The organism is Methylomonas sp. MK1, assembly GCF_000365425.1.
Lineage (GTDB): Bacteria > Pseudomonadota > Gammaproteobacteria > Methylococcales > Methylomonadaceae > Methylomonas.
This window is the reverse complement of sequence record NZ_AQOV01000001.1, coordinates 1,794,555-1,814,872: the sequence shown is the minus strand read 5'-3', so window position 1 is coordinate 1,814,872 and position 20,318 is coordinate 1,794,555. Positions and strand designations below refer to the sequence as shown.

The 20,318-nt window shown below is 51.0% G+C and carries 15 protein-coding genes; 6 read left to right on the top strand and 9 right to left on the bottom strand.

What is annotated here, in order from left to right; translation table 11 throughout:
- Positions 1 to 10: 10 nt before the first annotated feature.
- The 6 genes from G006_RS28280 to G006_RS0108515 all read right to left on the bottom strand — a co-directional run bounded on the left by G006_RS28280 (position 11) and on the right by G006_RS0108515 (position 3,365).
- The gene (locus tag G006_RS28280; RefSeq protein ID WP_026146930.1) at positions 11 to 610 is read right to left on the bottom strand and encodes a hypothetical protein; all 600 of its coding nucleotides are present in this window, start codon (positions 608 to 610) and stop codon (positions 11 to 13) included.
- 244 nt (positions 611 to 854) lie between these two features.
- Entirely contained in the window at positions 855 to 1,343 is a 489-nt protein-coding gene (locus tag G006_RS0108535) for a DUF3368 domain-containing protein (RefSeq protein WP_020482763.1), read from the bottom strand.
- A 6-nt stretch (positions 1,344 to 1,349) separates the two neighbouring features.
- Positions 1,350 to 1,694 (bottom strand): UPF0175 family protein, encoded by a 345-nt coding sequence (locus G006_RS0108530; RefSeq protein WP_026146929.1) that lies wholly within the window; start codon positions 1,692 to 1,694, stop codon positions 1,350 to 1,352.
- A gap of 148 nt (positions 1,695 to 1,842) precedes the next feature.
- Entirely contained in the window at positions 1,843 to 2,199 is a 357-nt protein-coding gene (locus tag G006_RS0108525) for a hypothetical protein (RefSeq protein ID WP_327036676.1), read from the bottom strand.
- 188 nt (positions 2,200 to 2,387) lie between these two features.
- The gene (locus G006_RS0108520) at positions 2,388 to 2,699 is read right to left on the bottom strand and encodes a flagellar transcriptional regulator FlhD (protein ID WP_020482760.1); all 312 of its coding nucleotides are present in this window, start codon (positions 2,697 to 2,699) and stop codon (positions 2,388 to 2,390) included.
- 18 nt (positions 2,700 to 2,717) lie between these two features.
- The gene (locus tag G006_RS0108515; protein ID WP_020482759.1) at positions 2,718 to 3,365 is read right to left on the bottom strand and encodes a transglycosylase SLT domain-containing protein; all 648 of its coding nucleotides are present in this window, start codon (positions 3,363 to 3,365) and stop codon (positions 2,718 to 2,720) included.
- A gap of 269 nt (positions 3,366 to 3,634) precedes the next feature.
- On the opposite strand from G006_RS0108515, the gene G006_RS0108505 reads away from it, so the two are divergent.
- On the top strand, positions 3,635 to 5,041 hold the full coding sequence (locus G006_RS0108505) for a Fic family protein (protein ID WP_020482757.1): 1,407 nt from the start codon (positions 3,635 to 3,637) through the stop codon (positions 5,039 to 5,041).
- Between the two features lie 50 nt (positions 5,042 to 5,091).
- Here the strand turns inward: G006_RS0108505 and G006_RS0108500 are convergent, their stop codons facing one another.
- The 3 genes from G006_RS0108500 to G006_RS29340 all read right to left on the bottom strand — a co-directional run bounded on the left by G006_RS0108500 (position 5,092) and on the right by G006_RS29340 (position 7,788).
- Entirely contained in the window at positions 5,092 to 6,288 is a 1,197-nt protein-coding gene (locus G006_RS0108500; RefSeq protein WP_020482756.1) for a tyrosine-type recombinase/integrase, read from the bottom strand.
- A gap of 368 nt (positions 6,289 to 6,656) precedes the next feature.
- Positions 6,657 to 6,788, bottom strand: a complete 132-nt coding sequence (locus tag G006_RS29345) for a hypothetical protein (RefSeq protein WP_020482755.1) — start codon at positions 6,786 to 6,788, stop codon at positions 6,657 to 6,659.
- Positions 6,789 to 7,662: 874 nt separating this feature from the next.
- Positions 7,663 to 7,788: a hypothetical protein gene (locus tag G006_RS29340; protein ID WP_020482754.1), complete on the bottom strand. Its 126-nt coding sequence runs from the start codon at positions 7,786 to 7,788 to the stop codon at positions 7,663 to 7,665.
- Positions 7,789 to 8,229: 441 nt separating this feature from the next.
- Here G006_RS29340 and G006_RS25260 point away from each other — a divergent pair, with 441 nt between their 5' ends.
- The 5 genes from G006_RS25260 (at position 8,230) to G006_RS0108450 (ending at position 20,212) form a co-directional block, all read left to right on the top strand.
- A complete protein-coding gene (locus G006_RS25260) occupies positions 8,230 to 8,616 on the top strand; it encodes a response regulator (protein ID WP_020482753.1) in 387 nt (128 codons plus the stop codon).
- A 349-nt stretch (positions 8,617 to 8,965) separates the two neighbouring features.
- Positions 8,966 to 10,438, top strand: coding sequence for an IS1182 family transposase (locus G006_RS0108475; protein ID WP_020482751.1), 1,473 nt, complete (start codon positions 8,966 to 8,968; stop codon positions 10,436 to 10,438).
- Between the two features lie 573 nt (positions 10,439 to 11,011).
- Entirely contained in the window at positions 11,012 to 11,143 is a 132-nt protein-coding gene (locus G006_RS27665; RefSeq protein WP_020482748.1) for a DUF3096 domain-containing protein, read from the top strand.
- Between the two features lie 69 nt (positions 11,144 to 11,212).
- On the top strand, positions 11,213 to 11,371 hold the full coding sequence (locus G006_RS27660) for a DUF3309 family protein (protein ID WP_020482747.1): 159 nt from the start codon (positions 11,213 to 11,215) through the stop codon (positions 11,369 to 11,371).
- Positions 11,372 to 11,509: 138 nt separating this feature from the next.
- Positions 11,510 to 20,212, top strand: coding sequence for a GH36-type glycosyl hydrolase domain-containing protein (locus G006_RS0108450; protein WP_020482746.1), 8,703 nt, complete (start codon positions 11,510 to 11,512; stop codon positions 20,210 to 20,212).
- Positions 20,213 to 20,318: the final 106 nt, after the last annotated feature.

Here is a 20,318-nt window from a genome sequence, read left to right as displayed (position 1 = left end):
GAACCATGAATTATTTGTTGCGAAGAATTTGTCCAAAACCAACAATAAGCCCTCGCAGAATCATGGCAAATGAGAGCATAATAATTGGTACGGTAAGTTCATTGTTAATACTCCCCAGTACCCAGGCTACAAACACTAAGGTAGCCCAATAGTAATTACTTTCATGGGAAAGACGATTTGCCAATTGTTCAATACACTGAAAAACTAATTCTGCTAATGCTAGAGCAGTAAAAGTAACGAAACCAAAAAGGGCAAATGTAGAAAGTGTTTCAGGCAGCATGTCTTTTGAACTGCCCATGAATGTTAATCCAAATAATCCAGCTGCCAAGCTAAAAAAATTAAAGTGCTTTGTAGTTAATGTGCGGGTATGAAAACGCTGCAAAAACTTCTGTAATCCACTCGGAAACCGCGCAAACGTTGCGCCGCAAAATGGGCAAATCGATTTTGTTGGTTGTCCATAATAGGTAATGACGCGCGGCACCATGATTCGATGGCATTCGGGGCAATCGACAGTTCCATGACGGCCATTAAACATTGAGTGATTGGATCGAGATTGAATCGACTGGCTGGGGTGTTTGAACCGATCTGAGAGTGATGACTGTGTCGGCATAGTATTCTCCATGCTTAAAGCGTTTTGATAATCCTATCGCGAATGAACTAACGTTCCAAGTCGGTTTTTTATATCAAAGCCATTTCCATATAGATCCGGCCCTCTAAAGTTTTAACTTTTACTGGGTTGGCTTTGATGAAGTCCTTCTGTAACAAGGCTTATAGCCAAAAGTAAGCCGAGAGACTTCAATCATCACGGGGCCGGATCAATAATGAAAAGAAAATTAGCCTGGATATTGATTCAATTACTCGTCAACACTCGCCAGAATTTTGTTGATTACCGTAGCCGAAATTCGAAAATCCGATCGATGCAGGACTTCAAACGCGGCTCGAGCAGACGAAATCAAACCTCGTTTCTTGGCTAGGCCAATAACGGCGGCCGTACCGACGACCTGCAGTTGATATTCTTTGGCCACTGCCCGGCCGGCACGTTCGTCCATGATCAGCAAATAGTTTTCGGGTGACGATAGCGCGATGTTGATGCAATCCGTTTCACCAGCGTCCAGATCAATGTCCAAACAAGGCGTGATGGATTCATGCCATACCGTTAACCAACCTGAATCGAATGCGTGAGCCAGCGATTGTTCACCAGGTGCCGATTTGCCGGGTAAAACTTCTTGTTTAACCGATTCGGGTACGAAAACCTGACGAAATAACTGGGGCAGCCAGATTAAACCCTCCACCAACGCCAGTCCGATCAATGGACTGGCATCGACAATTACTTTCTTGGTCATTGGAAATCAGGCTTGGTTGAGCCACTGGTCCAGAGTATCCAAATCGTCCTCAATTTCATCGGCCGTTTGATCGATGACAGGAATGCCCAGACGCGAGACGTGCGCGATAAAGTTGGCCAAAGGCATATCGGCCAGTTTGGCGGAGCGAGCAAGGGATAAGTTTCCGTCTTTGAATAAGGCTGTCGCCAAGGCTTTGCGCACACCCGGCATACCAATGATTTTGGTGGATTTGAGGCCGACCATCAACGCGTCCGGTTCGTTTCGATTCATGACCAGGACCATATCCTCGTGAGCCATACGCAACGCTTCGCTAGGGTTGTTCTTTAGACCGCTGACATTCACTGTTTTCATAGCCTGATTACATAGGAAGATTGAATGGGTGGATTATAGTCCTCTGAATTGAAATGGGTGCATAAAGTTATCTCCCTGGATGATGAGTTGCCCGGATAATGAATCGCCCCCAATGCGGCCACGACAACGCTCTTTTTAGGATCAATTCTTAGGTAATCATTCTGGTCTTAGGGATTTGGTTTAGCACGCACATTTGACAGACCTGCTGGTATTTGCAGCCATGAATGATCAGATAGGGGGTATGACAGGTCGTACAGTAAGGCAATTCTGCAAGTCCGTCTCTCAGTGCTTCGGCGATAATCCAGGCTTCATCGAAATTTGCTGGCCGTATGCGGCCAAACGGTCGGCGTTCTTGGATATGGCTTGGATAGAATGCACAAAAAGTATCCCAGGCAAACACTAGGGCGTTTAGGTCCATTTCGGCGGAGATAGCACTTGAGCAAGCGCTTCGATAGATTGATGCAAATAGCGCCATGTAAAGAAACGACTCACGTGACTGTGGCATAGCTAGGATGCTAGGGACTAGGCCAGCAACCGGACTTTCTCCGTGTAGGGAAAAGTAGAGATTACATAAGTCTTTCTGTCGAAGGGTTTTGATGACCCGGCCGGCAAATTTTGTGCGTAATCTTCGTTTCAGCAATTGATAAGCCCAATACTGATCTTTAAGCCGAGTAGCAAATGGGCAATGGTTGCTCATGACTCAGGCGGGTGGGCAGACAAGAGCATCAGAAGATCGATGGTTCGTGCGTCGAGTGCATTGGGATCTTCATTTTTTTCGACGTTTAGAAATTTGCTCCATTTATGGGGATTGAAACGGGGGACAAAGGTCAGGCAATCACTTCTAGCCAAGCTTTTTAATTGTGCGAGTGGCATCTTTCGGAGTAACGAAACCGCTTCGTTCGTTAAGCCTAAGCAGAACATGGCTTTCTGTTCGCTGCCGGAAAAAATTAAGGATTGAGCGACAATGAGGTAGTCGAGATTGAGTTTGTAGAGATTCTCATCCATTCTGCAATCCTCGATTGGCTAAAGAATTGCGCGAATTTGATTTGCCAGGGCAATAACTTTCCGTCCGTACTGGATGGCTGCCGGCTCATTTTTCCAACTGAAATATCGGCCTATGCCATGTGCAAGATTGCCAGGCACTGATTGGATGGCCTCGGAGAGTACACTTGCACCGATTTCGAGATTGGTGCTTGGTATCAAGAGTTGCTCTGGTTTCGCAACACGGTGGCCATGCCACCGAAGATTGACTTGCATCATGCCAACGTCGATATTGCGTTTACCTTGATCCATCAATTGATTGAGCAATGCTTCGGCTTCCTGCTGGCTGCCAGGAATATAGGCGTTGCCAGCGTTATTGATGGCCCAGGGCGAGGGTATGACTTTATTCTGGTCATCGTTTTTTCGCGATTCGGTGAGCGCAACGGCATAGAGAATGTAGGGGTCAATGCCATGTCTCCGAGCAACTTGGCCCCACAGCGTGTTCCGTAATGTGGTTTTTGAACCAGGAGACTGTTGGTTGCTGCTGTTTATTTGAATGGCTCCATTAGCCATTGATTCCATGGGTTGGCTGATGATGCAAAAGCCGACAATCATGCCAATCCGAAAATGCTTAACAACATTTTGAAATGGAAACTGAAGCTTAAGATTTTTTGAAGGAATATTGCACATCGCAAGCTCGCCGTAATGGTCTTGATGCGAGTTTACGACGTTGCCAAAGATTCTATACGCTCGAAAAACCGCTCTTTTCGCGGTTTTTCGCTGGTCCTCTGAATTTGGCCTTGCTTGATCTTGCGGTCGGTACGGAGCGTGATGACTGGAGCGGACTGAAGTTGGATTAAGTTTAAATGTGCAACCAGGATGTTTTTATGGCGCGATTTTTGGTTTAATGACATATTAAATGGCGCATTAAAACTAATCGCGACACCAAAAATCAAATCATGCCAAAAATAGTCCCATCAGAAGAGCTGGAACGAATCGAAAAGCTGATTGCTCAATATCCCGAAGGTATTGGCGCGAAAGACATTGCGCAATGGCTAGATTTCGAAATTAAGGGCCGCACTTTACAACGTCGATTGGCCACATTGGTGGCAGAGCGTCGCATTGTTAGCGAAGGCGATGGACGAGCACTGAAGTATAAAGTCGTAAAGCCTGGTACGGGTATCGCCACAGTTGATGGTGTGGATGACTCAAACCGGCATGGCGTTGACGAAGTTTACATTCCCATTTCGCTTGAAGGCGAAGAGATCAAGTTCTTTATTCGTCAACCACGAACTCAAAGGCCTCCCGTCAGCTACCAACCGGATTTCCTGGGGCAGTACTATCCAAACCACACCTATTACTTATCAGCTGGTTTACGCGAACAATTACATACCTTGGGCAGGTCGCCGTCTGAGCAAACCCCGGCAGGAACGTTTGCCCGTGACATTCTGAATCGCCTGCTCATCGACCTTTCTTGGGCTTCTTCCCGCTTGGAAGGCAATACCTACAGTCGACTGGATACTGAACGCTTGATTGAGTTCGGTCAGGCGGCTGAAGGCAAGGATGTCATGGAAACCCAGATGATCCTCAATCATAAGTCGGCCATTGAATATTTGGTACGCGATACCGAGCATGCCGGTGTTACGGCCGAAACCATCGTTGCCTTACATGCTTTTTTATCGGATGGTTTGTTGGCGGATCCAATGAGTTGTGGTCGCCTGCGTAATCGGGCGGTCGAAATTGGGGGTAGTGTATATTTGCCTATTGCGATGCCGCAACGGATTGAAGAGTTGTTCGGGATTGTCATGACCATGGCGGCGGAAATCGCCGATCCGTTTGAACAATCGTTTTTCCTGATGGTGCATTTGCCCTACTTGCAGCCTTTCGAAGACGTCAACAAACGGGTTTCGCGCTTGGCGGCCAATATCCCGCTGATTCAACACAATCTTTGTCCACTGTCCTTTATCGATGTGCCTCAACAGGCTTACGTGGACGCGGTCCTCGGTGTCTATGAGCTGAATCGAATTGAATTGTTGAGAGATGTCTATATTTGGGCTTACGAGCGTTCCTGTCAGCAATACGTCGCCGTGCAACAGCAGCTCGTGCCGCCGGACATCGTTAGATTACGTTACCGAAACGAACTGGCCGAGGTTATAAGAGCCATTGTCCGGGATGGACTGGCGACAGATGCAGCATCAATCTTGGCAGGCATTCCAAATTCTGTGTCCCAGGAAGACAAGCAGAAATTCATTATTTTGATACAAACCGAACTCAAAACGTTACATGCAGGAAATGCTATCCGTTTCGGCTTGCGTCCTCTGGAGTTTTCGGTATGGCAGGAAAAAGGAATAAAACTCATTGATTGAATTAAATCAAAAAATAATTAATGGCTAATTTATTGTCGATCTAATAAAAATCAACTGAACGTATTTTTATGAGCATTCAACTCGATTAAATGTTTTTCCCATTTTAATAAGGCGCTTCGTTTTTCCTGTAAATAATCATATCTATCATAATGTTTTGAGCTTACGTCATTTAGAGCATGATTTTGTATCCTATCTCTGATGCTTTTTTCTATGCCAATTTCTCCCATACGAGTTTTTACTGTTCTTCTTAAATCTCTCGGTGTAAAAGTATCTATGCTGCTTATTCGAGTGATTGCGTGCGCCAAAGATGTTTTGTGTATCGGTTTTTCTTCATTATATCGGCTTGGAAAAAGATAGTCAGAGTTTCCAGAATATGGCCATAATTCAGCAAGTAATTTTTTTGCTAATGGAGTAATAGGCAATATCAGCCAGCGTTCGTTTTTCACGCGTTCTGGTGGGGCGCTCCAAATCATGGCTTCAAAATCAAACTCATGTTTCATTGCGCCGCAGAGCTCCCAAGAACGGCAGCCATATAGTAGCAGTAGTTTTGTGGCTAGATGGAATTGCTCATGAAGGCATGTTTCGTTCCAAAGCACTTTGATTTCTGAAAATGATAATGCTCTTTCTCCGGCGACTTCGGCACTTGTGTCTTTTGGAATTGCATCGACAGGGTTTGTTTGTATTTGAAAGGTAAAATCATTTGATAGGTTTTTTGGATCATTATCGTGATAAACCCCTAATTCAAAAGCTCTTCTTAAGTAAGACCGAATCCGATTAGCCTGAACATTCGAGCCTCGCGAAATAATGGTGTAAAGTATTTTCCTTATATGGGCTGGAGTTACGTCTTTAGCTTGTAAGTCCAAAATGTCTTTACAGTTGTAATGAAGATCGGCCTCGACTTTTTCAAAAGTTCGCTTTCCTGAATCAACCATGTGCTTGATGTAGTAATCAAACAAATCAGCTACGCTGCCAAGTCTGAGCTCAATGCGGGATTGTGGGTCAACTCCGCGATCGATCTCCCGTCTCAGTTCACGACACTTATCTCTTGCCTCAGATAGACTAATCGATGGATACCGGCCCAGGCTTGCGAATTTTTGTTTACCATCTGGACCTGCATACTGAATAAAAAAGGTTACGCTTCCAGCTGGCGTCACTTTGACGCCAAAGCCTTTATCGGGCCCTTTTTCATAAAGTCTATATGCCGACGGTTTTGCCTTAAGTCCTTTGATCGATTTGTCAGTAAACATAATTTCGTGGTCACTTTGTGGTCACTTGAATTCCGCAACATAAGGTCACAGAATGAAACAACCATGAACGGAAGATGTGATAAAGTTCAATATAATCGGGCATTTAGGAATGTTCTGCAACCTGCAGAAATACGTGGTAACATGGTCTTTAGCGACTGTTAATCACTAGGTCGGCGGTTCGAGCCCGTCCGGGGGAGCCAAATAAATTAAGGCCTCACATGCAAATGTGGGGCTTTTTTTTGCCCGAACGGGAGTCTCCGGGTCGGTATTGGGTTTCGTAAGATTTCAATGGGTTGGCTAATGCGGTCGCCACTGACGATAATTTCAGAAGTCACCGGTTCGGCATGAATGACAATTCGGAACCGTTATTATTTTCCCGTCAATAACCCGCCGCTGCTGTTATGTGAATCTTGTTTAGATTTCTTAATAGCCTTCTTTTCTTTCTGAGTGTGCGCTGGTTTTTTCTTGTCTTCTTTATTGCTTTTTGGGGACTTACTCATGGCAATTTTTCCGAGTGATGACTGATACTGACCCAGCCTAGAGATTTTTTGTGTCAAAGTCGGTGCGCTGGCACACTTAGGGTGTAAATCGCGAAGGCTTTTCTGCTGTTATTTATGGTCGGGCATCCAACAAACAAATCAGTGAGGGCTTTTTGTCACATTGATGTCATAGGGCATTTGTAAGCTAACGCTTTAAACAAATGAAAATATGAGTCAGCAAAAATGAACGAATTTTTCTACAAGAAGCCGACAGAGCTTTCGGAGATTGAGCGGGTGATAAACGATTTGACGGAAGACCGAACCCATCCGCTAAATAACAGCAGACATCCCTATCACCGAGATTGTGTTCAGGCATTTAATGATTTAATGGCATATGCTGACAGTATTCGCCAACACACCGGATTTCTTACCAGGACATTCTGAGAATACCCGCCGAACATTGACTATGTCATCGCGTTGAAGCCGGCGTCGACTGATTGCGATTGTCCATTTACGGACGAACATTCTGGCCCCCCTGTGATCGCAAAAAACTTCGATATTAGGCGGCTCTGCTGGCAAACAAGACGACGTTGCGGGTGTCCGACTGAGGCCATTCTTTAAAGTCGATGGGCAACTCTAACAAGGGCCCCGTCACGCAAGACTTTATCGATCCATCTATCGCAACGTACAGCCGTTTATTGTGCTTAGATGATTTGAATTGGTGATCTAAGTATGCGGGAGTGGTGTCCATTACTGCCGTGTAGGGGAATTGAGAGAGCTTAACTTTATAGGGCGTTTCTTAAAATTGTCTTAAGAAAGATTCTAGTTATTAGACGGTTATGTCATCTATCAAGAAATAGCTTTTATAAAATGCGGTAGCCGGGGATGGAGCCACTCAAATGGCTCTGTCGAATTTGCTGACAAAACTGACTTGGAAGTTTTGCTGGGTGATGCCGGATGCAATGTGTTTGCTATGGCGAATGTATGAATCGTAAATCCCTTGACCATCATGGGATTGCATATTGAGGTAGCCGTCGTAACCCTTCGGCGCCAAGAAGGTGTGATTAATCTGTTGGTCAGGGTCATATGTTTTTTTAGGGGCATGGTCGTTTCCTGATGATTTTAAACGCTGACATTACATCTTTATTGTCCGGTAATCTGTGATCTAGTGTCCGTAATGGTGATTGTCGGGTTCTATTCGTATTCACAAATCGTTAATGGTTGGGGGTTTCAGCTGTTTGCCAATGCACGCCAGAATTGTCACATTATCGTCACATATTAGACGTATGCTTGACATGATCGCAGCGGCGTTGGTTCAAGAATACGTCCCTCTGCGACTATTAGTGGCAGAAACATAATTTTGTAAACACCTATCAATTCGCCCCTCCTTATCCAATTACTTGTTTGTATTGTTCTAGCCAGAAACTCTGGGCTACCTGCAATAACTTCACGATGAAAGATCATGCCAACTTTAAATATTCTTGTCGTTGACGACGAGGAATCCATCAGGGACATGCTACTGATGGTGCTGGAAAATGCCGGAATGAATGTAACCACTGTTGCAACGGCCGAAGAGGCGCAGCAATCATTAGCACAGATGTCTGTAGATTTGCTGGTTCTGGATTGGATGTTGCCGGGAATAAGTGGTATCGAAATGACGCGGCGCTTAAAAAACGATCCGAAATTCACTGCGCTACCCGTTATTCTTCTGACGGCACGCGCGGAAAGAAATGATCGGATTCGCGCGTTTGAAGTCGGCGTCAATGATTACATTACGAAACCTTTTTCGCCACGAGATTTGATTATCCGAATCAACTCGGCCATTAACATCAGCAGAAACCTAAATTGATCGGCGTCGACCAATTAAGCCAGGTTGTTTAGTCAAGGGTTTTTGAATTTTGGCCCCTTGCACCAATTGCGTGCCTCACTTACTGACTTAAACACTCTGGATGTATAGGGCAATGGACTGGTGTGAACGAATGCATTGATTTGAGACGACAACTATTCTGACACGGGGGGAATTCTAAACTTTGGAACTGAAAGCCGCCCGATCGCCACCTTTCCAGAAACGCATCAGAAAGGCAGCCAATGCCTGCTCCGGCATCGAGCAAACGGCAATGGCCACTTCCGGCCCAGACTGTGTCAAAACGCCAGCTTTGGTATAATTTGGCTCAGGATTTATTGATGGGAGCCAGCCGATGAATCGATTCATTAAAGGTGAATGCCGTACTCAAATTACCTTGCTACCGGAAAGTCTGGATGACTATGTGGTCGAGACCAATCCCCTTCGTGTTGTTGATGTCTTTGTGGATGAATTGGATCTTAAGCAACTCGGTTTCGAAGGTGTTCAACCCGCCATTACCGGCAGACCCGCGTATCATCCAGCCGTTTTGTTGAAGATTTACATCTACGGCTACCTCAATCGCATCCAATCCAGCCGTCGTTTGGAGAAAGAAACGCAGCGTAATATCGAGTTGATGTGGTTAACCGGACGCTTGATGCCGGATTTCAAAACCATCGCCACGTTCCGCAAAGAGAACGGTAAAGCCATCCGTAATGTCTGCCGCCAATTTGTCATGCTCTGTCAGCAGCTGGGTTTATTTTCAGAAGCCCTGGTGGCCATAGACGGCAGCAAGTTCAAAGCGGTTAATAACCGCGACCGCAACTTCACTAGCGCCAAATTGCAACGACGTATGGAAGAAATCGAATCCAGTATCAATCGTTATTTAACGGCGCTGGATACCGCCGACCGTCAAGAACCCTCTGTAGCGCAGGCGAAAACCGAGCGTTTGCAAGACAAAATCGCCGCCTTAAAAGCGCAGATGCAAGCCCTGAAAGACATTGAGGTTCAGCTTAATCAGACACCCGATAAACAGATTTCCCTGACCGACCCTGATGCCCGTTCCATGAAAACGCGGGGGACGGGCATCGTGGGTTATAACGCTCAGACCGCTGTTGACACTAAGCATCATCTGATTGTGGAGCACGAGGTGATCAATGAGGGTGTGGACCGTAGTCAGCTTTCAAACATGGCGAAAAAAGCCCGCAGTGCCATGGGGGTTGACGATTTAACCGTCATCGCCGATCGCGGTTATTTCAAAAGCGAAGAAATCCTCGCCTGCCACGAAGCCTGCATTACCGCGATTGTGCCCAAGACCGTGACATCAATCGCCACAGCCGATGGCCGTTTTGGCAAAGCGGATTTCATTTTTGATGCCGAGAAAAACGAATACCGCTGTCCGGCTGGGGAGGCTTTGATTTGGCGCTTTTCCACTATTGAGAAAGGCTTGAAATTACATTGCTACTGGAGTTCGGCCTGCCAAAACTGTGCGCTCAAGGAACAATGTACGCCCAGCCCACAACGGCGTGTCAAGCGTTGGGAGCATGAGGGTATTCTGGACGCCATGCAAACTCGCCTGGACCTAGCGCCTGAGAGTATGCGTATTCGCCGGCAAACTGTCGAACATCCTTTTGGCACGCTCAAAGCCTGGATGGGCGCCACTCATTTTTTGATGAAAACCTTGGCGCACGTTCGCACCGAAATGAGCCTGCATGTGCTGGCCTATAATTTGAAGCGAGTGATCAATATCATAGGTCTTGAAGCGCTGATTGACGGTATAAAAGCCAAGATGGCATTGTGTCGTCCTAGTGAATCAGCCATAGCCGGTTAGTGGCTATTTCAGAGTACGGTTGTGTAAAGCCCATCTGTCAACAAGGCTTTCCAGGGTTCCATTTTGGAAATGGTAAATTCTTGTTTGTCTCGAGCTAAGCTCTCTCCTTCAGCCCGCGTCAGCTTTAGAGCGCCAAAATCCCTTATCCATGCTCGAACAATCTCAATTTGTGCGTTTTTACACGGTCTGGGCCGGGAAAAGACCAGCCATGAAAATTGCGGTTTTGGCTGGCGTAAAAAACTGACCAAACTGAGACTTTTTGTTCGCTTCGGTTTTGCCGGATATATGTATTCTTGCTTGCTCAATCGACAACAACATTGCGTCCTCAGGTATGCGCGCTAAAAAAAATTATATAGTTAATCACACCACAAACGTTAATTACTCACGACGTTCGGTGTTTCGCGGGAATGCTTGGCATCGGGATATTTTACGAACAACCAGACGCGGGCCGATACCTGCGAGGTTGAATGATGCCCATCGCTGAGCGGCGCCAAACAGGTGTGTGCGATAGCGTACAGACCCTGCCAGATCATCGGGTTAAGCTCTGATCTCCACTATTCGCGGAGGTTTATCATGAATCTGGCAATCGAACCCTTACTGGCGCTGGTGATCGGCATTTTGATTTTAGTCGTGCCCCGGTTTCTGAATTATTTCGTGGCGGTCTATTTGATTGTCGTGGGAGTGTTGGGGTTGATACACCGCTAGGTGCATGCTTAGTTCGAGCTGTTCTGCACAGTTTCACGTTAACGTCCTCACTCCTTAAGGAGCACTACCATGTCACTTAGCACACTGATACTCATCATACTGATCCTGATGTTGCTGGGCGTAATCCCGGTTTGGCCGCACAGCCGATCTTGGGGCTATGGACCCAGCGGCGGCTTAGGCTTGGTGTTGATCATCATATTGATTCTACTGGTACTCGGCAGAATCTAGTTACACCTCTCCAAAGAAACGTTGGGCTCGATTCCCTTCGGCCCAACCAGTCTTTTTGCCAACCGCCTCCCAGCGAGGCCCAATCAACCTCGCCGACAGGCGATTGTCACCACATTCATCAGAACGGAGCACTAATCCATGGCCAAGCGGCGAGAACAACGGCGGCATGTTAGAAGCGAGCATCCGGGCGGCGAGGAAGCACCGATTCGTTTTGAATTATTCAATACCGAGCGCTTGGAGCAGCATGCGGTCAGTCTGGCAAAAGCCCAAAAAATCACCACGCTGAAGAAGGGCCATAAGTTAATTCCTCGGGTACGCGAGAATGCCCTGGTCTTGCTGGAAGCGTATAAATCCGTGGCCAAGGCAGTACGCGAGCAGCATGCCATCACGCCCGCTGCGGAATGGCTGTTGGATAATTTTCATGTCATCGAAGAGCAGGTCAGCGATATTCATGTCGATCTGCCGGAAAGCTATTCGCGCGAACTACCCAAACTGGCCGAAGGCGTGTTGGCCGGCTATCCGCGCGTTTACGGCATCGCCTGGGCCTTGGTGGCGCATACCGACAGCCGCTTCGCGCCGGACTTGCTGAATCTGTTCGTCAAGGCCTATCAAAGCGTCGAGCCGCTAACCTTGGGCGAACTATGGGCCATCCCGATTACGCTGAGGGTGTTGCTGGTCGAAAATCTCCGGCGCTTGGCGGTCAGCATCATGCGTTCGCAAAACGGCCGGCGCTTGGCGGACCAGTTTGTCGATCACGTCGAACAAGTTGTCGCCCGCAGCGATAGTCCGGATCCAGTCATTCCGGCTGGCGTGTTGCCGGCCGAACAGTTGCGCCAAGCCTATGCCGTGCAGATTTTGCAGCGCTCGCACGATCCGCATCCGGCGATTGCCTTGTCTTTGAAATTCCTCAGCGATTGGCTCGGCGAGCAAGGCCTGAGCCTAGACGATATTGTGCACCGGGAACACGCTGCGCAAATCGCCGACAACATGACGGTACGCAATATCATTACCAGCATGCGCGCCATCTCCGCGTTCGATTGGCCGCAGTTTGTCGAAGACGTCAGCCTGGTGGATGCCTGTTTACGCGCGCATGACGGCTATGCGGCCATGGACTTTCTGACGCGCGACCGTTACCGGCATGCCATAGAAGAACTTGCCAAGCGCTCGCCAGTATCCGAAGTTGAGATTGCACAATTGGCCATCGCTGAAGTGCAAATCGCCATAGATCAAGACAGTGGCGACGAACGGCAAATGGAGCCGGGATACTATCTGATCGGTGCCGGCCGTTATGCGTTCGAAGCAAAAGTGCATTACCGTTCGCCTTTTAAACAAAGGCTGTTGCGCACCTATGTCAGTCATGCCGGGCTGGCCTATGTCGGCAGCCTGGGATTAATGACGCTGTGTTTATTGGCCTTGCCGTTGAGCCTATCCAGCGCCGCCGGATTGAACGGCTTTCAATTAGCCTTACTGGTTTTGGTCTTGGTATTTCCGGCATCGGATATCGCCGTTGGCCTGCTGAATCATTTCATTGTGGCCGGCCTGCCGCCCAATCATTTACCGCGTCTGGAACTTAAAGAGGGTGTGCCGGAAGCCTTGAGCACCTTCGTGGTCGTGCCGACTATGTTTGTCAGCGAAGCAGGGGTTAGACAACAAGTCGAACAAATGGAAATCCGCTATCTGGCCAACCCGGACGGTGCGGTGCGGTTCGCGCTGTTGTCCGATTGGACCGATGCCGAGCAGGAAACTCAAGCTAACGACGATAAGCTGTTGAGCGTGGCGATTGGGGCGGTCAATGCCTTGAACGCCAAGTACGCTCAGCAGCGCTTTTTTGTGTTTCACCGTAAACGTTTGTGGAACGCCAGTGAAGGCAAATGGATGGGCTGGGAGCGTAAACGCGGCAAGTTACAGGAATTTAATCGTCTGCTGCGCGGCGCCACCGATACCTCGTTTCTGCCGATTGCTGGTCAACCTGCCGCCGCGCCGCCCGGCGTGTGCTACGTCATCACTCTGGATGCCGATACCAAGCTGCCGATGGGTGTGGTCGCGCAATTGGTTGGGGTGGCGGCACATCCGCTGAATAAGCCGGTGTTCGATGCCGACAGCCAGGCCATCGTGGACGGTTACGGTATCTTGCAGCCCAGAGTCACTCCTACCTTGCCGCAACGCCAGGAACGCTCGATGTTTCATCAAATTTTCGCCGGGGCCTCCGGCACCGATGCCTATTCCAGTTCGGTATCGGAGTTGTATCAGGATCTGTTTGGGCTGGGCACCTATAGTGGCAAGGGCTTGTATCATGTCGACAGTTTCGAGGCTGCGCTGGCCGGGCGGGTGCCGGACAACACTCAGCTCAGTCACGATTTATTCGAGAGCGTTTATGTACGTTGCGGCCTGGTCAGCGACATAGAGTTTTTCGAAGAATTCCCATCGCACACCGAAGTCGCAGACTCGCGCGGCCATCGATGGGCGCGTGGCGATTGGCAATTGATACCGTGGATTTTCGGCGCGCGCGGTAAAGGCATGCCACTGATAGGCCGCTGGAAAATGCTGGATAATCTGCGCCGCTCCTTGTCGGCGCCGGCGGCGTTTTCTGCGCTGGTTGTCAGTTGGGCCATACCGCAGGCGCCGCTAGTGATTCTGGTCGGCTTTGTGCTGACCGCGCTGGCTTTTCCGGCGGTTTTGGCATTTACTGCCGGTTTCACAGCACCCCGGCGCGGGGTTTCCGTCGCGACCCATCTGCGCGGCGCCTTAGAAGACGTAGCTTGGGCCTTGTGCAATAGTCTGGTGGCGTTGACCATGCTGGCCCAACAAGCCTGGTTGATGACCGACGCTATCGTTACCACACTGGTGCGCTTGTTCATCACCCGCCGCAAACTGCTGAAGTGGGTGACTGCGTTGCAGGCCAAGTCAGGGGCAGGGTATGCGTTGAAGAATTTGATCCGCCCGCTCAGCCATTCATCCTCGGTGGTGTTTGGTGCCGGCGCGTTGGTGGTGCTGTGCAACCCGGACGCGATAGTCGCGGCCGCGCCGTTTTTACTGCTGTGGTGGCTGGCGCCGGTGGTGGCGCGGGCCTTGAGCCTGCCGCCCAAAATCGATATTGCCGAAGCATTGTTGCCGGCCGATAGCGCACAATTGCGTTTGTATGGCAGACGCATCTGGCGGTTTTTTACCACCTTTGTCACCGCCGAAGAACACTATCTGCCCCCGGATAATTTTCAGGAAGATCCGCAAGCGGTGATTGCCCACCGCAGTTCACCGACCAATTTCGGCCTGTATTTGTTGTCGGTGGTATCCGCGCGGGATTTCGGTTGGTTGGGCTTGACCGATACCGTCGAGCGTCTGGAAGCGACGCTGGCCACCCTGACCGACTTACCTAAACTGCACGGGCATTTTTACAATTGGTACGACACCCGCAACTTGCAGATGCTGGAACCGCGCTACGTGTCCACCGTCGATAGCGGCAATCTGGCCGGCCATTTACTGACGTTGGCGCAAGCCTGCCGGGAAATAGCCAGCAAGCCGCTGGATTTAAACAACGCTTTGCTTGGACTGGCCGATACGCATCGCTTATTGCTCAACGCGTTGGCCAACATCAACGATGACCGCCGCATCGTGACTGTTACGTTGCGAGAACTACGACAAAAAATCACCATCCTTGGCGAACTGCTGGCAAGTCGGCCCGTCGACACGGCCGGCTGGAGTGTGCTGTGGCAGCAATTGACCGTTTGCGCTAATGCTTTACTTGATCTGGCCAATGCGCATGCCGTCGAACGCGGCGATAGCCTGGACAACGAAGTGTTGGCCTGGGCAGCCTTTTTATGCGACGACATTCGTTCGCATGCCCGCGATGTGGCTACGTTGATACCGTGGATTCATTTTCCCGAGCAATACCCGTCACTATGTTCGCAAAGTGCCGAACTCAGTCAACAATTCGGTTTGGAAACGCCGCTATGCAATCTGCCCGGCAGTTACACGATTTGGGCAAATCACGAAGAATATTCACAACCGGAAGCAGCGACAGCCGATAAAAAAGCCCTGATTGTGCTGTTACGTCGGGCCGGCGAACAAGCCAAGGCTTTGCACAAACGTGTTGAGTTTATGGTTGAGCAGCTGGAAGGCTTGTTCCGGGACATGGATTTTCGGTTTTTGTACGACACCAATCGGCATATGTTTGCCATCGGTTACCGGGTCGCGGAAGGGGCTATCGATCCGAGTTATTACGATTTGCTGGCTTCCGAAGCCAGACTGTCCAGTATTATCGCCATCGCCAAACGGGATGTACCCAGCAGCCATTGGTTTCATTTGGGCCGACGGGTGACGCGCGTTGCACATGGTACGGTATTGCTGTCCTGGTCCGGTTCGATGTTCGAATACCTGATGCCGTCGTTGGTGACTTTTACTCCGCGCTATAGTCTGCTCGATCAGACTTGCCGCTTGGTGGTAAAGCGGCAGATTGCCTACGGCAAGGAACGCGGCGTACCGTGGGGCGTGTCCGAATCGGCGTTCAATGGCCGCGATTTGTATTTTACCTATCAATATTCCGCGTTCGGCGTGCCTGGACTAGGCATGAAGCGTGGACTTGGCGAAGAGCTGGTGATAGCGCCATACGCCACGGCCCTGGCGGCCATGTATCTGCCGCATGCCGCCGTAGAGAACTTCGCCCGTCTGGAACTCGAGGGAGCACTGGGGCGATACGGCTTCTATGAAGCGCTGGATTTCACGCCTATTCGATTGGCGGAAGGTCAGCGCGTCGCCATGGTGCGCTGTTATATGGCGCATCATCAAGGCATGTCGCTGGTGGCGTTTGCGAATGTGGTGCACGACGGTTCGATGCGGCATCGCTTTCACCGCGCCGCGCTGATTCAGTCGGCGGACTTGTTGTTACAAGAACGTATCCCGCACGGCGCGGACACCAGTGTACTGCCCTTGTTGCAAGAACTATCCGATGTAAAAGAAACCGTGCAACCGCCGGTGCGCCGAGTACCGTCGCCGATGTCCTCCGTACCGTCCACGCTGCTGCTGTCGAATGGGGTATACGCGGTGATGATTACCGCTGCCGGCTCGGGTTATAGCCTGTGGCGGAACCTGGCGGTCACCCGTTGGCGGGAAGATACTACCCGCGATGCCTGGGGTAGTTATCTATATCTGCGGGATGTCGATAGCGGCCAGGTCTGGTCGGCCGGCTATCAACCAACTACGGCTACCCCCGAACACTATGACGTGGTATTTGTTGAAGATAGAGCGCGGATTACCCGTACCGACGGCTCGATAGTGACCACTTTGGAAATTGTGGTATCGCCGGAAGACGATGCGGAAATCAGGCGGCTAAGTTTGACCAATAACAGCATGCATGAGCGGGAAATTGAAGTAACCTCTTATGCAGAAATCGTTTTGACGACGATGCAGGCCGATATAGCTCATCCGGTGTTTTCCAATTTATTTGTGCAGACCGAATACCTGCCGCAGACCCGGGCATTACTCGCGCATCGCCGGCAACGCTCCGCCGAAGACCCGCAATTCTGGGCCGCGCATGTGCTGGCCGACCGGCAAACCGGCGATGGTTTGCAATACGAAACCGACCGGGCCCGTTTCATCGGCCGCGGTCAATCCCTGCGCGCACCATTGGCGGTGATGGATGGCAGGCCGTTAAGTAACACCGTCGGCTCGGTACTCGACCCGATATTCAGTTTGCGCACCCGCATTAAAATCGCAGGGGGGGCGACTGAGCACTTGACCTTCACCACGCTGGTGGCTGCGTCAAGACAGGCGGCGGCAGATTTGTCTGACAAATATCACAATCTAATGGCCTGGGAACGGGCGTCGGCCTTGGCCTGGACCCATGCTCACGTACAACTGCATCATTTACATACCAAACCCGACGAGGCGCAGTTGTTTCAAATGCTGGCCAATCGTTTGCTCTATGCGGATCCGTCGTTACGGCCAGCCGGTAAGTTCCTCCAATTGAATGCGCTGAATGTCACCAGTTTGTGGCGCTACGGTATTTCCGGCGACAGACCCATCTTATTGCTGCGGGTCGGTGAGCCGGAAGATCGCGGTATTGTCGAGCAATTGCTGCGCGCGCACGAATATTGGCGGATTAAAGGCCTTGCCGTGGATCTGCTGATTCTGAATGAAAAGGAAGTGTCTTACGTCGAGGATTTACAGAATTTGCTGGAAACGCTGGTGCGGGAAAACCAGGCGCGTTCGGCCTCCGCGGAGCACGAGCAGCAGGGTGCTATTTTTGTGTTGCAGGCCAGGTTGTTATCTCTGGAAGATCGGCGCTTATTGCAAACATCGGCAAGAGCTATGTTGGTCGGAAATCGCGGCACCTTGGCCGAACAATTGTTACGGCATCCACGACCAGCCATGCCCTTCATTAGCAAGCAGCCATTATTGCTGCCGGCTGTCGAAGCACCGGCCTTGGCCGTGCCGCCGCTGGAGTTTTTCAACGGTCTGGGCGGTTTTGCGAAAGACGGCCGCGAATATGTCATCGTGCTGGATAAAGGCCAGAGCACACCCGCGCCTTGGATTAACGTCATCGCCAATCCCGAGTTCGGTTTCACGGTGTCCGAGTTGGGTAGCGGCTGTACCTGGTGCGGCAATAGCCGGGAAAACCAGTTAACGCCTTGGTCGAACGATCCGGTCGGCGATGCGCCGGGCGAAGTATTTTATATACGCGACGAGGACAGCAACGAATTGTGGACACCGACCGCGCTGCCGATCCGCGTCGACAATGCCGGCTATTTGATTCGGCACGGCCAGGGCTATAGTCGCTTCGAGCATCATTCGCATGGCATTCATAGCGAATTGTTGCAGTTCGTCAGCCCGGACGATCCGGTCAAAATCTCTGCATTGACCTTGACCAATGTCTCGGGGCGCCGCCGCCGCTTGAGCGTGACCGCCTATCTGGAATGGGTGCTCGGCGCCTCGCGTAGCGTCACCGCGCCGCATATCGTCACGGAACTGGATGCGGAAACCGGCGCCATGCTGGCTTATAACCCTTGGGATCAAGAGTTTGGCGAGCGGATTGCCTTTGCCGACTTGGCCGGACGGCAGACTGCCTGGACGGCCAATCGCAGCGAGTTTCTCGGCCGCAACGGCAGTCTGGACGCGCCGGCCGGCTTGTTGAACCGCAAACCGCTGAAAAACCGGGTCGGTGCCGGCATGGACCCCTGCGCGGCTTTGCAAACCAGCATAGAGCTGGCGGCGGATGAAAAGATTGAGATCGTATTTTTTCTGGGGCAGGGCAAGGACAAAGCACATGCTGTGGAATTGATTCGTCGGCATCGTGCGGTTGACCTTGCCAGGGCATTTGCCGAAGTCACGCAGTCGTGGCAGACCATACTGGGTAAGGTACAAGTCAAAACCCCGGATCGCGAGTTGGACGTGCTGTTGAACAGTTGGCTGTTGTATCAAACCCTGAGCTGCCGGATGTGGGCCAGGGCTGCCTTCTATCAGGTGGGCGGTGCGTTTGGTTTTCGCGATCAATTGCAGGACAGTATGGCCTTGGCGGTGACCAGGCCGGATTTAACCCGCGCGCATATTCTACGAGCAGCCGCGCGCCAGTTTGAACCGGGCGATGTGCAGCATTGGTGGCATCCGCCTACCGGTCGTGGCGTACGTACCCGTTTTTCCGACGACCGGGTTTGGCTGCCCTTTGTGGTGGCGCATTATCTCAAGGTCAGCGGCGATACGCTGATACTGGAGGAATCATTACCGTTTCTGGAAGGGCCGGAGTTGGTGGCGGAACAGGATGATGCCTATTTTCATCCTACCGAAACCTTGCGAGCAGCCAGTCTGTTTGAACATTGCGCGCGCACGTTGGATTTAAGTCTGGCCACCGGCGCGCACGGTTTGCCCTTGATCGGTAGTGGCGACTGGAACGACGGCATGAATCGGGTCGGCAATCGCGGGCAGGGCGAGAGCATTTGGCTGGCCTGGTTTCTGATCAAAACTCTGTCAGAGTTTGCCGTGATAGCCGAAACACGTGGCGACAACGAACGCGCTGTGCGTTGGCTTGAGCATGCCGGACAACTGCGGAGTGCCGTCGAAACGGAAGGCTGGGACGGCGCCTGGTACCGGCGCGCCTATTTCGACGACGGCTCGCCGTTGGGTTCGGCGACTAACTCCGAATGTCGCATCGATTCTATTGCACAGAGTTGGGGCATCATCTCCGGCGCCGCCGACCCGGAACGGGCGCGGCGGGCGATGGAGTCGGTACGCGAATATCTAGTGCGCTACGGCGACGATCTGCTGTTGTTGTTCACGCCGCCGTTCGACAAGACCGAGCGCGATCCCGGCTATATCAAAAGCTATCCGCCCGGCATCCGCGAGAACGGCGGGCAATACACGCATGCGGCCATCTGGTCGGTGATTGCCTATGCCATGCTCGGTGAAGGCGATCAAGCTGGCGAATTGCTGCGCATGCTGAATCCAATTAAGCGCACTACCAGCCGTACCGGGGTCTATGCCTATAAGGTAGAACCCTATGTGCTGGCGGCGGACATTTATTCCGAAGCCCCGCACGCCCGCCGAGGCGGCTGGACTTGGTACACCGGCGCGTCCGGTTGGTTTTATCGGGCCGGCTTGGAATCCATTTTGGGCTTACAAGTATGCGGCGACCGTTTGCTGTTCGAACCGTGCATACCCCGTGCCTGGCAGAGTTACAGCGTGACTTATCGGCATGGCGCCAGTGTGTACCAGATCAGCATTGATAACCCGAATGGTGTGAGCCGAGGTATTGCCAGCATGACACTAGATGGTGTGGCACAAATGCCTGGCGAGGGTATCAGGTTGTTGGATGACGGAAAATCACATCAGGTGTCGGTGGTGCTTGGCAGCTAGCGCTTTTGCCGGCAACTCTGTTCGTTGCCGTACCGACTGCGCTTGGCTTTGCAGCTATGGTAAGGATTGAGCGTTGTAAAACATAGTCCGCGCTTAGGTCATGGCT